We start from the raw sequence: 14,925 nt of genomic DNA on the forward strand, positions 1-14,925 counted from the left end.
GCCGTGATCATACGCCGGTGGATGGCATCAGCGCCCAACCTTCGCGCATACACAGCATGCGCGCTTGTGCCTGTGGCAGGCGGCCCGGCCGTAGTACATGCCGAGAGGCCCCAGCTCCGCCGCCGGAGCAACGCGCGAACGCAATGACAACGAGGCAATGACAATCACGTTACCGGCCGCCACGCGCGAGCCCGATCACACCATGTCCGATGGCCTGCCGGCCGGCCAGCGGCGCTGGGCCATCGCTGCGATCTTCACCGCGCTGGCGATGGCCTCGCTCGACACCGCGATCGCCAACATCGCCCTGCCCGCCATCGCCGCCGATCTGCATGTGAGCCCGGAGCAGTCGGTCTGGGTCGTCAACGTCTACCAGATCGCGCTGGTCGCGACGCTGCTGCCGCTGGGCGCGCTCGGCGAGATCGTCGGACACCAGCGCATCTATCTCGGCGGCCTCATTCTGTTCACCATCGCCTCGCTGCTCTGCGCGGTGGCGTGGTCGCTGGACAGCCTGCTCGTCGCGCGCACGCTGCAGGGCCTGGGCGCGAGCGGCATCATGAGCGTCAACACCGCGCTGGTGCGCTTCGTCTATCCCGGACGGCTGCAGGGCCGCGGTTTCGGCCACAACGCGCTGGTGGTCGCGACCGCCTTCACCTTCGGTCCCTCGATCGCCTCCGCCATCCTGGCGATCGGCCCGTGGCCCTGGCTGTTCGCCGTCAACATCCCGTTCGGCCTCGTCGCCATCGGCATCGGCTTTGCGATGCTGCCGAAGACCCCGCGCGCCGATCATGGTTTCGATTTTCTCGGCGCGATCCTCGCCGTCGCCTGCCTCGGCCTGTTCATCACCGGCATCGGCAGCGCCGCGCACAATTTGTCGCCGGTGGTCGTGGGCATCGAACTGGTCTCCGCCCTCGCGCTCGGCTTCATCCTGACGCGCCGCCATGCCGGCCATCCCGCGCCGATGCTGCCGATCGATCTGTTCAGCCGGCCGATGTTCGCGCTGTCGGCGGCGACCGCGGTGTGCTCCTTCGCGGTGCAGGGGCTCGCCTTCGTCTCGCTGCCGTTCTACTTCGAGGACGTGCTCGGCCGCTCTCAGGTCGAGACCGGCTTCTTCATGACGCCCTGGCCGCTGGTGGTCGGCATCATGGCGCCGATCGCGGGACGCCTCTCCGACCGCTATGCCGTCGGCCTGCTCGGCGGCATCGGCCTCGTGCTGCTCGGCCTCGGCATGGCGCTGCTCGCCATGCTGCCGGCCAATCCTGCGATTCCCGACATCATCTGGCGCATGGTGATCTGCGGCATGGGGTTCGGCTTCTTCCAGGCGCCGAACATGAAGGCGGTGATGTCGAGCGCGCCGCCGCACCGCAGCGGCAGCGCCTCGGGCATCGTCGCCACTGCGCGCCTGACGGGACAGACGACCGGCGCGGCGCTCGCCGCCGCCTGCTTCGCGCTCGCGGGTCACGACGGCGCGACACTGGCGCTCGCGCTTGGCGCAGGCTTTGCCGCGCTCGGCAGCGTGATGAGCTTCCTGCGGCTCGCCGTGAAGTAGACCGGACGCGTTGGCGCGCTTTTCAGGCGACCCTCACGGCGCCTTCTGCGCGATCGGACGGCTCACGACTGCCGCCGTATCGAGCGGCTCGCATGTGACCGTCCGTGTCAGCCTTGGCGGCCCTGTCCAACCCGCGGTCTCGTTCACGGGCACAAACGTGCTTCCTTGCGGCGCCAGAATGATCGGCTCTGATTTCAGGCAGAGATCGGGAAATGCGATGCCATGGCCGCCGGCTCGGGTGAACCGCCCGACCAGCATCTGGGAGGCCTGCATCCGCGTCGCCGGCGACGCCCGCATCGTACGTTCGGGATCGAACGCGCGGTAGCACGGCCAGTCGGTGTGGTTCGGTGCGAACTCGTATACGACCCGGCACGCCGCTCCGGCCGATTTCACGAAGGGCATATTCGAAGGCGCCGCGGCATCGCGTTCGAAAACCAATGTCTGCAGCGTCAACGCTTCCGTCGTCGCGTCGGACGTGACGGGCTTGTCCGCCTGGACCGCGACTTCTCCGCGCGAGAACACCAGCTTGGTTCTGGGTCGCGCGTCCCTGGTCTCCAGCACCAGCATGGGCCTCTCTGCCCAGGAGCGATCCAGTTCCACCTCGCCGTTGCCCATCATCAGTTGCACATTGCCGACGGAGGGCTTGTCCTTGGCGAAATCGATCATGCGAAGGTGCACGTTCGACTTCGTCGCCCCGAGGCTCAGGAAGCGCAGGTCGTCCACCTTGCGCGTGATCGGCATCATCGGATCGAAGCGATCGTCGATGTCGAACCGCACGATCTTCTTCAGCCTGGCCGAGAGGGGTCCTTTTGCGGCGAGCGGCGGTGCAACGTCGATCACGAGCAGGGCGCCTTCGGGCGAAAAGCTATTGCCGAAGGCGCGCTGCCGGGCGGCGGTCAGCAGCGAGTCCGCCTGCTGTGCGATGTCCCGCGCGAAATAGATCTGCTGCCCGGGGCGAACCAGCGGAAAGTTCTGAAATGCGCCGAGCGCCGCGCCGTTGCGGACCTCCGTTTCGGGGAAGGTGACGCATTTGGACCGATCGTCATGGTCGGTCTCCTCGACCTTCCGGGACGCAGAGCGCGAACAGAAGCTCAGATGGTGCTCTGTCGTCTTCTGTGGGCTCGCCGAGGTCGCATAGATGAGATCCGAACTTCCGGGTACCTCCATCGGAAGCGGAGAGGTCGCGAACATGTCGACTTCCACGCGGGTCAGCGATGGGCCCGCATCGACCGAGCAGAGATCCCGGGTCGGCAAGGTATTGGTGAGGAGTCGCGCCGCATCGGCGCTGACGACACAGGATATGCTGTTCTCCGAGTTGTTCCGGCTCATCCAGATCAGATGGTTCTTGCCCGCTCCATCGACCAGGAGATGCGGCGCCGCGTGCCGCCGGCGTGGCGGCAACCAGACCGGCATGGTTTCGGTCAGCATGGGCACGCGCTTGAGCAGCACGTCCGGCAACCGCGTCACCCCGACCGAGCGCAGTTCGGCGCTGACGGCGTTGGGATCGGTGGTCCACTCGAGAACGGGAACAGTCGCGCAGGTGATGCAGGTCACGGCCAGATTGGAGCGAAGGTTCTCGAACATGAGAATGACCTGATCGGGGTCATCTGCGTATTTGGCAGGTAGCGTCGCCTTGAATGGATGATCGACCACGCGACTGACCTGAAACCCGTTCGATCGCGACGGATCCGAGTCGAATTCGAAATAGGTCGACCGGTCCCAACCGCGATAGGCGTCGTACCCTCCGAGACTCACGCCGGCCAGAACCATCTTGGAATCGGTCTGACAGCGCGCCGCGCCGCTCTCCTGACTGCTGTTTCGTATGTACACGCACAGCCGAAAAGCCGCGTTTTGCAGAATGCGATCGCAGTCGTTCTGGTTATAGCCGTAGGTCGCAAGGCCGTGGCGATAGCACAGGTCGTGAAAGACGCAGGCCTGCCTGAAGCGCTGCAGGACGAGATGGCGCTTCTGGTTGGAATCCGTCCCGCCGTCGAACAAGATGTTGGCCCAGGGCGGCAGGCTGCAGTTCAAACCCTCGCCGCTGCCGCCGATGGTACTGACGACGTCCGGCCCCGATTGAAAGGCGGTGACCGTGGCGGGCATCTCGCCGTCGGTGATGTCGTCGACGTTCTTGTAGATGGAATCGGCGATGAAGGAAGGCAGATACGCAAAGGCCAGAACCGCCACGGCAATCAATGCAATCGACCAGCGGATCACCTTCCTGAACATGGCTCAACCCCGTTAAAGCCAATCTGGCAATGACGCAGCGGCGCACCGAAATCATGGCAGGCCCGGTGTCGTCCGGATGACGATCAGCTTGAGGTTGTTCGGCTGTCAAGCCGGGATCTCACACATGACAGCCGCTTTGATTGCCAGAAGGCCTGCCCGGCGGCGCATCGAAGCGCCCCGCGGCCCCCGTAGGCCTTCCGGATCTCAGGCCAGATGTCGAATCTCGGTCGCGTCCATTTCCACGACGGGATTGGGCATGTGCTCGTCCAGCGCGGCCAGACGCTCGTCGATAGCCGCGATCACCTTGCGCGAGAACGGTCCGAGATGCGCATAGGCCGCGATCATCTGCACGGCGATGCGTGCGGACGAGGTGTCACGCTTGGCGCAATTCATGAAGGTCTGCCACAGCGGCCCCCGTGCCTCGGGAAGGGCGGAGACCACCTTGTGCACCGTCTCCATCGCCCCCAGTCTGGCGCGGATATCTCCTTCGGCGAGTTCGGGGCGCTGCCTGGATCGGTCGAGCAGCGTCATCAGGCGGTCGACGCGTCCTGCATAGGCCGCCGGGCTGTAGGTGTGCTCCAGCACCCGCCTGTAGTCCAACAGGATGTCGCGCAACGGGCGGACGGGATCGAAATTGATGCCGGCCGTGCACTGATCGGCGCCGATGGTCGGCGCCACATCATGGCCCGGATGCAGCCGGCCTTCGCGCTCGAGGCGGCGCGTGAGCTGCGTGTTCGGCAAGGCATAGAGCAGGCCGACCATGGCGACGGGAATCGCGGCCTCCTCGATGAATTCGATCATGGCCTCCGCCATCGAGACCTTCTCGTTGTCGAAGCCGACGATGAAGCCCGCGGTGACCAGCATGCCCGCGGCGTAGATCTTGTGGATGCTCTCGGCGATGTTGCGCCGCGTGTTCTGCTTCTTCCGCATCGCGACCAGCGTCGCCGGGTCCGGACTTTCGATGCCGACGAAGATACCGAAGAAATTGGCCGCCCCCATCAGCTCCAGCAGCTCCGGATCGTCGGCGAGGTTGACCGAGGCTTCCGTGGAGAATTCGAAGGGATAGCCGTGCGTGCGCTGCCATTCGGCGAGCCTCGGCAGGAATTGCCGCAGCGACTTCTTGTTGCCGATGAAATTGTCGTCGACGAAGTCGAGATGGCCGCGATAGCCCATCCGGTAGAGCGTCTCGAGCTCGACGAACATCTGCTCGACCGTCTTGGTCCGCGGCACCCGGCCATAGAGCTCGATGATGTCGCAGAATTCGCAGGTGAAGGGACAGCCGCGCGAATACTGCACACCGAGATAGAGATAGTCCTCGAACTTGAGCAGGTCGAAGCGCGGCACCGGCGTCTTGGTGACGTCGGCCTGGAACTTCGGCGCGGTGAAGGTGCCGGAACGTGCGCCGCTCTCCCAGGCTGCGATGAATTCGTCGATGACGCTCTCGGCCTCGCCGAGCACCCGGAAGTCGGCCCGCTCATAGAGGTGGGGGCTCGAGGTGGGATCCGGACCGCCGACCACGACCGGCTTGCCGGCGGCGCGACACATCTCGATCAGGCGCAGCGTGTCGGCCTGCTGCGGCATCATTCCGCCGGTGAACACGACGTCGGCCCAGGCGAGATCATCGTCGCCGAGCGGCGCAGTGTTGCAATCGATCAGCCGGACCGTCCAGCTCTCGGGCAGCATCGCGGCAACGGTGATCAGGCCCAAGGGGGCGGCAGGGCGCTTGACGCCCATCACTTTGCAGGATTCGCCAAAGCTCCAGAAGGACTCTGCCGAGAACAGCGGGTAGAGCATCAGCACGTTGCAGGGACTCGGCACGTTCATGGAACTCCTTTTGCTTCGGCCCAGTGTACCAGAGCGCAGGCGTCTTGCATCCCGGCAAAAGGGACAAACTGTCGCCGCTGTGCGGGGCGCGACCCGGGCCTGGAACCGGCCTTGACGGCCGGTCGTCGCCTGAAGCCACGGATTGGCGCCCATGGAGCAGACGTCAACCCGAATCGATCGACGAAGGGATGAGGCAAAACAGCGCCGCGGTCCATACTCTCGCGGGCCGGGCAATGCCTCCCGGCTAGCCCTCGGACTGTTGATTTGAACAGTTCCAGTTTGCCGGACAGATTGCGCCCCTGAGTTCAATCGGTGGATTGGGCCAATCAGGGGACTTGCGATGGCAAACCTAACAATCAACGGAAAAACCTTCACTCTCGACGTCGAGCCGGATACGCCGCTGCTTTGGGCGATCCGCGAGAACGCCGGCCTGACCGGGACCAAATATGGTTGCGGCATTGCACAATGCGGCGCCTGCACGGTCCACATGGATGGGGTGGCGATGCGCTCCTGCGGGATCTCGGTCAGCGAGGCCGAGGGCAAGAAGATCACCACGATCGAGGGGCTCTCATCCGCCGATTCCCTGCACAAGGTTCAGGAAGCCTGGATCGCCCAGGACGTGCCGCAATGCGGCTATTGCCAGAGCGGCATGATCATGGCGGTGGCGGCGCTGCTGAACGAGAAGCCGAAGCCGACCGACGCCGACATCGACGAAGCCATCACCAACATCTGCCGCTGCGGCACCTTCCAGCAGGTGCGCGAGGCGATCCACACGATCGCAAGCGCGTAAGGAGCCGCCCCATGAACAAGCACCTCTCTCCCAAGATGAACCGTCGTGCCTTCGTCATCGGCAGCGCTGCCGTCGGCGCGGGGCTTGCAATCGGCCTCGACATTCCCTTCGGCGGCCCCGCCGTGGTGCGCGCCGCCGACGGCTCGCCCGAGATCGGCGCCTGGGTCGTGATCAGGCCCGACGACACCGTGGTGATCCGCATCGCCCGCTCCGAGATGGGCCAGGGCTCGCTCACCGGTCTCGCCCAGCTCGTCGCCGAGGAGCTCGAATGCGACTGGACCAAGGTCACGACCGAATATCCGACCCCGGGCCAGAGCGTCGCGCGCAAGCGCGTCTGGGGCGATTTCTCGACCGGCGGCAGCCGCGGCATCCGTTCTTCGCAGGACTATGTCCGCAAGGGTGGCGCCACCGCGCGCGTGATGCTGATCCAGGCGGCCGCCGATGCGTGGAAAGTGCCGGCCTCCGAGTGCACGGCCGCGAACAGCGTCATCACCCATACACGTTCGGGCCGGACCACGACCTACGGCAAGGTCGCCGAGGCTGCGGCGAAGCTGACGCCGCCAGCGGACGTCAAGCTGAAGGATCCGAAGGACTGGAAGCTGATCGGCAAGGGCGTAAAGCGGCTCGACACCGTCGACAAGACTACCGGCGCCATGATCTACGGCGTCGACGTCAAGCTGCCGGGCATGCTGAACGCCGCGATCAAGGACTGCCCCGTGTTCGGCGGCAAGCTGAAGAGCTTCGACGAAGCCAAGATCGCCGGCATGAAGGGCGTCAAGAAGGTGGTCAAGGTCGGCGATACCGCGGTCGCCGTCGTTGCCGACACCTGGTGGCACGCCAAGACCGCACTGGAGGCGCTGCCGATCGTCTGGGACGAGGGTGACAACGCCAAGGTTTCCAGCGCGTCGATTGCGAAATGGCTGGCCGAGGGACTCGACGACGCGCAGCCGGCCTATGTCGGCAACAAGAACGGTGATGCGAAGGCGGCGATTGCCAGCGCCGCCAAGAAGGTCGAGGCCGTCTACAGCTATCCCTACCAGAACCACGCCACGATGGAACCGATGAACGCCACCGCGATCTACACGGCGGACAAATGCGAGGTCTGGTGCGGCACGCAGAATGGCGAGGCGGCCTTCGCTGCCGTGCTGGAGGCTTCCGGCCTGCCGGCCGAGAAATGCGACGTGCACAAGGTGATGCCAGGCGGCGGCTTCGGCCGGCGCGGTCAGACCGACTATGTGCGCCAGGCGGTCATGATCGCCAGGCAGATGCCGGGCACACCGATCAAGCTGTTGTGGTCGCGCGAAGAGGACATGGCGCAGGGCAGGTATCACCCGATCACCCAGTGCAAGATGACCGGCGCGTTCGACGCCAACAACAATCTGATCGCGCTGCACTACCGCCTGTCCGGCCAGTCGATCCTGTTCTCGCTACGTCCCGAAGCGCTGCAGAACGGCATGGATCCCGTCGCGTTCCAGGGCGTCGCCCAGTCCGGAGACGCCGCGTTCGGCTATTCGGTGCCGAACCTGTTGATCGAGCATGCGATGCGCAACCCGCACGTTCCGCCGGGCTTCTGGCGCGGCGTCAACGTCAATCACAATGCGATCTACATGGAATGCTTCATGGATGAGCTGGCTCAGGCCGCAGGCCAGGACCCGCTCGAATTCCGTCGCAAGCTGATGGGCAATCATCCCAAGCACCTCGCGGTGCTCAATGCCGTGGCCGAGAAGATCGGCTGGGACACGCCGGCGCCACAGGGCGTCTATCGCGGCATCGCGCAGGTCATGGGCTACGGCAGCTATGTCGCCGGCGCCGCCGAGATTTCGGTGACCGACGGCAGCAAGATCAAGGTGCATCGCATCGTCGCCTCCACCGATCCCGGCTACATCGTCAATCCGGCGCAGGTGGAACGGCAGATCGCCGGCTCCTTTGTCTATGGCCTCTCCGCGCTGTTCTATGGCGGCTGCACCGTCAAGGACGGCAAGATCGAGCAGACCAACTTCGACACCTACAACTCGATGCGCATCAACGAGATGCCGAAGGTGGAATCGGTGATGGTGCCGAGCGGCGGGTTCTGGGGCGGCGTCGGCGAGCCGACCATCGGCGTCGCAGCGCCGGCCGTACTCAATGCGTACTTCGCCGCGACCGGCAAGCGCATCCGTTCGGTGCCGCTGCGGGACCAGAACATCACGTTCGCGTAAGGCATGATTCGGACCCGAAGGGCCGCGTTAGCGCAAAGTGCGAAGCGGTTTTCCGAAAAAGATCATGCTCAAACAACGACTCGCGGCGGCCATGCCGGCCGCCGCAGCATTTTCCGGACAAGCCTCATGAATGCGCCGGTGACACGGCGGAATGCCATCCTCGGCATCGCCGTCGCGGCCACATCGCTCGTCGCACCTTCGATGCTGCGCGCGCAATCGGCGGGCCGCGTCGTCGTGGTCGGCGGCGGCTTTGGCGGCACGGCTTGCGCCCGGGCGCTCAAGCGCGCCGACGCCAGATTGCAGGTCACCCTGATCGAGCCGAACAAGACCTACGTCTCCTGCCCCTTTAGTAACGAGGTGATCGCGGGCCTGCGCGAGATCGAGGCGCAGCAGTTCGGCTATGACAGGCTCGCCGCCGCCGGCATCACCGTCGTCGCCCAGGCCGCAACGGCCATCGACGCGCAAAAGCGTCGTGTGACCACGAGCGATGGCACCGCATTTGGCTATGACCGGCTCGTGCTCTCGCCCGGCATCGACTTCCATCCCGAAGCCCTGCCCGGCTACGACGAGGTCGCATCGGAGACGATGCCGCACGCCTGGAAGGCCGGTGCGCAAACGCTTTTGCTGCGCAGGCAACTCGAAGCGATGCCGGATGGCGGCACCGTCGCCATTGCAATCCCGGCCAATCCCTCTCGTTGCCCGCCCGCGCCTTACGAGCGCGCCGGCTTGATCGCGCATTACCTGAAGACGAAGAAGCCGCGCTCGAAAGTTCTGATCCTCGATGCCAAGGACACTTTCTCCCAGCAGCGGCTGTTCGAACAGGCATGGAAGGAGCTCTACGGCGACATGATCGAACGCGTCGCCCTCTCGCAAGGCGGCCGCGTCACCTCAATCGATGCCGCGACCAAGACCATCGTCACCGAATTCGGCAACTACACCCCTGATGTCGCCAACGTCATCCCACCGCAGCGCGCCGGCCGCATTGCCGGGGTCGCGGGCGTTGCTGATGCGACCGGCTGGTGCCCGATCGATCCTGTCACGTTCGAATCGAAACTCGTCCCGAACGTCCACGTCATCGGCGACGCCAGCCTTGGCGGCGGCATCCCAAAATCGGCCTCCGCTGCTAGCGCGCAGGGCAAGGCCGGCGCGGCCGCGATCGTCAACCTGCTCGCGGGTCGCACACCGGAGGCGCCACGACTCACAGGGGTCTGCTACAGCACCGTCGCGCCCGGCTACGGTTTCTCGCTCGCCGGCAACTACCAGCCCAGAGGCGACATCTTTGCCGAGGTCGAGGGCGGCGCGACCAGCCCAGTCGACGCGCCACGCGAATTGCGGGCGCGCGAGGCGACTGAAGCCGAGCGCTGGTTTCAGGCCATCACGGCGGATTGTTTTGGCTAGAGCAATGATGGAACGGGCCTGCCGCCACGACCCCAGTGTGCCCCCTCCCCCGCCTGCGGGGGAGGGTTGGGGAGAGGATGTCTCAACAGCGAAGACTCCCCCAGAGGAAAGAACCCTCACCCGGCGCTGCGCGCCGACCTCTCCCGCAAGCGGGAGAGGCAAGTGGAGGCCGCGGCTTGATCTCTCGTCTCACATTCCTTCGATTGTCGCTGCGGTGATCGCGCTAAGCCTTGCACTTGCCGCCGGCGCGAGAGCCGAAGAGCTCCTGTCCTACACAATCGTCAGCGACAGCATTCCCGCCTCGCTCACAGGTTTCCCCGGCGATGCCGCGCGCGGGCGCGCGCTGGTGCTGGCGCGCACGACGACCTGCATTCTCTGCCATTCCGGGCCATTTCCGGAAACCCGGTTCCAGGGCGATCTCGCGCCTGATCTCACCGGCGCCGGGAACCGGTGGTCGGTGAGCCAGTTGCGGCTTCGACTGGTCGATGCCTCGCGTTTCAACCCGCAGACCATCATGCCGTCCTACTATCGCGCCGACGGCCTCGTCCGCGTCGGACGCAACTTCGCCGGCAAGCCGATCTTGTCGGCTGCGGAGATCGAGGACATCGTGGCTTTTCTTGCAACGCTTCGGGACTAGGTTCATGCCAACCACGCGACGACAATTCCTGGGCCTCGCCGGCGGCGTGACGGTCGCCGGCACCATCCCGATCGTCACGCTGCGGCCGATCGAAGCAACGCCGGCAATGCTCAACACCGCGATCCGCAACGTCGTCGGCGAAGCCCAGATTCGCAACGGCAGGGTGAAGCTCGACATTCCGCCGCTGGTCGAGAACGGCAACACGGTGCCGATGACGGTGAGCGTTGCAAGCCCGATGACGGCCGATGACCACGTCAAGAGCATCCACGTCTTCAACGAAAAGAACCCGCAGCCGAACATCGGCAATTTCTATTTCGGCCCCTCCTCCGGCCGAGCCCAGGTCTCGACCCGGATCCGGCTCGCCGATACCCAGAAGGTCGTCGCGATCGCGCATCTCTCCGACGACACGTTCTGGCAGGTTGCCGCGGACGTCGTCGTGACGTTGGCCGCCTGCACCGAGGAGACGAACTGATGGCCGCCCTCATCAACGTTCCCTCGAAGGCCAAACGCGGCGACATCATCGAGATCCGCACGCTGACCTCGCACATCATGGAGACCGGCTTCCGCCACACCGCCGACGGCAAGCTGGTGCCGCGCGACATCATCACGAGCTTTGCATGTCGCTACAACGGCACGGAGATTTTTCGCGCCGATCTGTTTCCGGCGATCGCGGCGAACCCATATTTGTCGTTCTTCACGGTCGCGAAGGACAGCGGCAAATTCGAGTTCGAATGGATCGGAGATAACGGCTATTCGACAACCGCGTCGGCATCGATCACGGTCGAATGATCTCCTGGCGCGCGATAGCGGTGGCAACCTTGTTCACCGCAGCTCCTGCCCTGCTCGCCGGTGAAATCCCACCCGATGCACGCCGCTCCGGCTACACCTTCATGGGCCCAGACACGCGCGCCATGCAGGACGACGACACCACCAATCCCGGCATGCTGTTCGTGCTCGACGGCGAAGCGCTCTGGGCGAAGAAGACCGGCAGCGCCAGCAGAGCCTGCGCGGATTGTCATGGCGATGCGCGCAGCAGCATGAAGGGCGTCGCGGCGCGCTACCCCTCCTTCGACAAGTCCCTCGGCCGTCCCGTCGCGCTCGATCAGCGGATCAATCTTTGCCGCGCCGATCATCAGCAGGCGGCGCCGCTGCCCTACGAGAGCCGCGACCTGCTCGCATTATCCGCTTTCGTCGCCCACCAGTCGCGCGGCATCCCGATCACGGCCGGTGACGATCCGCAAGCCAAACCGTTTGTCGCGCAGGGCCGCGCGCTCTTCATGCAGCGCGAGGGCCAGCTCAACCTCGCTTGCACCAACTGCCATGACGACAATTTCGACAAGCGCCTTGCGGGCGCGCCGATCACGCAGGGACAGCCGACCGGCTATCCGCTCTACCGCCTGGAATGGCAGACCCTGGGATCGCTCGCGCGGCGGCTGCGCAGCTGCATGACGGGCGTCCGGGCCCAAGCCTATGACTACGGCTCGCCCGAGCTAGTCGCGCTCGAGCTCTATCTGATGTCGCGGGCGCGTGGCCTGGCGATGGAGACGCCGGCGGTGCGTCCCTGAAAGGAACCGGCCGGGACACCGCCCGGCCGTTCCGCGAGACTTGAGGCAACGCCTACTCCGCCGGCGCGGCCGACATCTCCGGATGCGCGGCGTAGGGCTCGCTGGCGCCGAGCTTGGCGGCGGCGAACAGGCCGGCGGCCATCACGGCGTAGGCCAGCGCGACCGCGGGCGTCACGCCAAAGCCGCCGCCGATGCCGACGGCCTCGCCGTGCATGAAGCCGAAATAAGTCAGCACTGCCCCGACCAGCGCAAAGGCGGACGCCTTCTCGAAGTCGCGCTCGATGATGAAGACACCGATGGCGCCGAGGATGAGGCCGCCGAGGATGGAGCCGCCGCCCATCACCTCAAGGCCGTGATAGAACACGCCCTGCTGCGGCAGCGCGGCAATCGCGGCGGCCTTGACCGCATCGGCTTTGTCGGCCGCCATTCCGCCGACGGTTGCCGCCGCGTTCATGGTGGAGCCGAGCATCGTATCGATCTGGAGCTTGGCCCAGGCGGCCAGATGCGGCGTCAGCGCCAGTACGATCGCGGGCGCGTGCTTGACCGGCGTGGTCTGGAACGCCTGCGCGCCGATCAGCATGCCGATATAGAGCAGGATCGGAGAGATCGCGACTACGGGCACCAGCGCCAGCAACACCGAGATGATGCCGAACCAGGCCAGCACCACGACCATGATGCCGGTCGCCGCGGAGTAGCCGATCCGGCCGCCCATCGCCTTCCAGCCGGGGTGGCCTATATAGACGGCGTTGATGAAGGGATTGCCCATCAGGCAGCCGATCAGGCTGACGACGCCGTCAGCGGTGAGCACGCGCGTGGTCGGATAGTCGTCGCCGGCCGCTTCCGCGCTCTCGACATTGTCCATAGCCTCGACGAGGTCGTAGATGCCGAACGGAATGGCGGTGACCAGGATGATGCCGAGGAATTCGAAGCCGGAGAAGACATAGCCTATTGCCGGGATCGGCACCGAGAAGCCGAAGTTGGCGAAGGCAGCGCCAACGCCTTTGAGGCTCAAGCCGCCAAGGCCGAGCCCGAACAGGTTCGAGCCCCAGGCGATGACCATACCGACGGCAATGGCGACGAGACCGGCGGGAATGCCGCGCCAATACTTCACACCGCCGAACCAGCTCACCAGGATGATGGCGAAGCAGACCAGACCAATCTGCGGCGTCATGTACATCTCCAGCGCCGGCCGCATCGAGATGAAGGTGACGGAGACCCCGGCAAGCGTGCCGAGCAGCGCTGCGCGCGGCGTGATCTTGCGGATGAACGGCGCAATGAAGCCGCCGATCATGAGAATGAAGCTCTGAAAGAACACCCAGACGAGGCCCGCCGACCAGCCCTTGAGCGGGTCGCCGGTCTTCAGCGTGATCGGCAGCATGATGACGAAGGTGACGATGAACATGTGCGGCACGCTGACGCCTGAGGGCAGCGCGCAGACGTCGTTGCGGCCGGTCCTCTGCGCCAGCCGGTACGCGAGATACGCATAATAGAAGGTGGACAGGCACATCATCAGCCCGAGCGCGGGCAGGATGCGGCCGAACACGAGACTGTCGGGCATCTTCAGCACGAAGCGCAACAGGCCCGTGAGCACCAGCATGTTGACGAGGATGTTGGTGCCGAAGCCGAAAAACGCGTTCCAGTCGCCCGATGTCCATAGCGCCGGCTTGAACTCGGACTTGTTCAGATCAGAACTGCCGGCCGACCCCGTCAATGTGCTCATGATAATACCCCTATGTGGTCGAAACCTTCATTGCCTCCAGAACTGCGGCTGAATCCGCGACCCAGCCGAAGATGCCGCCCTGGGCCTTGATCATCTTCAGGCCCATCTCGTGAAACTCGGGGAAGTAGGATGCGCAGCCGTCGGCGATGACGACGCAGCGATAGCCGCGATCATTGGCCTCGCGCACGGTGGTGTTGACGCACACTTCTGTCGTGACGCCGCACACCAGCAAATTCTCGATGCCGTATTTCCCAAGGACGTCGCCGAGCTCGGTCGCGTAGAACGCCCCCTTGCCGGGCTTGTCGATCACGATTTCGCTGTCGAGCGGATAGAGCTCGGGAATGATGTCGTGGCCGGCCTCGCCGCGAATGAGGATGCGCCCCATCGGACCGGGATCGCCGATGCGAAGGCTCGGCGCGCCGCGCTCGACCTTCGCCGGCGGGGCGTCGGAGAGATCAGGCAGATGTCCCTCGCGGGTGTGGATGACCAGCATGCCGGTGTCGCGCGCGGCCGTCAGCACCGTACCGATCGGCTTCACCGCGCGTGCAAGCTGGCTGACGTCGTTGCCCAGCGTTTCACCGAAGCCACCGGGCTCCATGAAGTCGCGCTGCATGTCGATGATGAGAAGCGCGGTGGCGGGCCAGTCGAGCGTGATCGGCTCGGGCTCGGCGCTGATGACGCCCTTTGTCGGCTTGGCTGAGTTCAACATGACGCAGGCCCCGCGAGAACTCTCTTGGCCAGGAGTTCTGCAAGCGCCGTGCCATTGTGTACAATTCCGATTGGAAGGAGAGCTTCGAGAAATTATCTGCTCTGTCAAAATGTTACGAGCTTAAGTGCGCGTGTGCTCATTCGCTGCGCGGCGCTTTTACGGCGTGCATTTGCTCAATGCTTAAGCGGTGGCGGGACTTTCACCAGCCGTCATTCCGGGGCGCGACGCAGTCGCGAGCCCGGAATCCATCGGGCCGCAGTACCTGAGGTGAAATGGATTCCGGGCTCGACGCTACGCGTCACCCCGGAA

At 65.0% G+C, this 14,925-nt stretch carries 12 protein-coding genes; 8 read left to right on the top strand and 4 right to left on the bottom strand.

Going from position 1 to position 14,925, the window contains the following annotated elements; all coding sequences use genetic code 11:
* Positions 1–157: 157 nt before the first annotated feature.
* Positions 158–1,546 carry an MFS transporter gene (locus tag H1B27_RS28490; RefSeq protein WP_197968358.1) on the top strand — a complete coding sequence of 463 codons (1,389 nt, stop codon included), beginning with the start codon at positions 158–160 and terminating at the stop codon, positions 1,544–1,546.
* Between the two features lie 33 nt (positions 1,547–1,579).
* Here H1B27_RS28490 and H1B27_RS28495 read toward each other — a convergent pair whose 3' ends face one another.
* Together H1B27_RS28495 and H1B27_RS28500 are read right to left on the bottom strand one after the other, a co-directional pair.
* Positions 1,580–3,775 carry a hypothetical protein gene (locus H1B27_RS28495; RefSeq protein ID WP_197968359.1) on the bottom strand — a complete coding sequence of 732 codons (2,196 nt, stop codon included), beginning with the start codon at positions 3,773–3,775 and terminating at the stop codon, positions 1,580–1,582.
* 204 nt (positions 3,776–3,979) lie between these two features.
* On the bottom strand, positions 3,980–5,599 hold the full coding sequence (locus tag H1B27_RS28500) for a B12-binding domain-containing radical SAM protein (protein ID WP_197968360.1): 1,620 nt from the start codon (positions 5,597–5,599) through the stop codon (positions 3,980–3,982).
* Between the two features lie 340 nt (positions 5,600–5,939).
* On the opposite strand from H1B27_RS28500, the gene H1B27_RS28505 reads away from it, so the two are divergent.
* From H1B27_RS28505 to soxA, 7 genes are all read left to right on the top strand, one after another.
* Positions 5,940–6,389: a (2Fe-2S)-binding protein gene (locus H1B27_RS28505; protein ID WP_197968361.1), complete on the top strand. Its 450-nt coding sequence runs from the start codon at positions 5,940–5,942 to the stop codon at positions 6,387–6,389.
* Positions 6,390–6,400: 11 nt separating this feature from the next.
* Complete coding sequence (locus H1B27_RS28510) at positions 6,401–8,587, top strand: xanthine dehydrogenase family protein molybdopterin-binding subunit (protein WP_197968362.1); 2,187 nt, start codon at positions 6,401–6,403, stop codon at positions 8,585–8,587.
* 126 nt (positions 8,588–8,713) lie between these two features.
* Entirely contained in the window at positions 8,714–9,985 is a 1,272-nt protein-coding gene (locus H1B27_RS28515; RefSeq protein WP_197968363.1) for an NAD(P)/FAD-dependent oxidoreductase, read from the top strand.
* A 214-nt stretch (positions 9,986–10,199) separates the two neighbouring features.
* Positions 10,200–10,622 carry a sulfur oxidation c-type cytochrome SoxX gene (soxX, locus tag H1B27_RS28520; protein ID WP_311977077.1) on the top strand — a complete coding sequence of 141 codons (423 nt, stop codon included), beginning with the start codon at positions 10,200–10,202 and terminating at the stop codon, positions 10,620–10,622.
* Positions 10,623–10,626: 4 nt separating this feature from the next.
* Positions 10,627–11,094: a SoxY-related AACIE arm protein gene (locus H1B27_RS28525; RefSeq protein ID WP_197968364.1), complete on the top strand. Its 468-nt coding sequence runs from the start codon at positions 10,627–10,629 to the stop codon at positions 11,092–11,094.
* Positions 11,094–11,411 carry a thiosulfate oxidation carrier complex protein SoxZ gene (gene soxZ, locus H1B27_RS28530; RefSeq protein WP_061878297.1) on the top strand — a complete coding sequence of 106 codons (318 nt, stop codon included), beginning with the start codon at positions 11,094–11,096 and terminating at the stop codon, positions 11,409–11,411. Before H1B27_RS28525 ends, soxZ begins: the two co-directional genes overlap by 1 nt.
* A complete protein-coding gene (gene soxA, locus H1B27_RS28535; protein WP_197968365.1) occupies positions 11,408–12,187 on the top strand; it encodes a sulfur oxidation c-type cytochrome SoxA in 780 nt (259 codons plus the stop codon). Before soxZ ends, soxA begins: the two co-directional genes overlap by 4 nt.
* Positions 12,188–12,239: 52 nt before the next feature.
* Here soxA and H1B27_RS28540 read toward each other — a convergent pair whose 3' ends face one another.
* Entirely contained in the window at positions 12,240–13,907 is a 1,668-nt protein-coding gene (locus tag H1B27_RS28540) for a regulator (protein WP_197968366.1), read from the bottom strand.
* 10 nt (positions 13,908–13,917) lie between these two features.
* Positions 13,918–14,616 carry a cysteine hydrolase family protein gene (locus tag H1B27_RS28545; RefSeq protein ID WP_197968367.1) on the bottom strand — a complete coding sequence of 233 codons (699 nt, stop codon included), beginning with the start codon at positions 14,614–14,616 and terminating at the stop codon, positions 13,918–13,920.
* Positions 14,617–14,925 lie beyond the last annotated feature (309 nt).

Origin of the sequence: Bradyrhizobium diversitatis (assembly GCF_016031635.1) — a bacterium.
Taxonomy (GTDB): Bacteria; Pseudomonadota; Alphaproteobacteria; order Rhizobiales; family Xanthobacteraceae; genus Bradyrhizobium; species Bradyrhizobium diversitatis.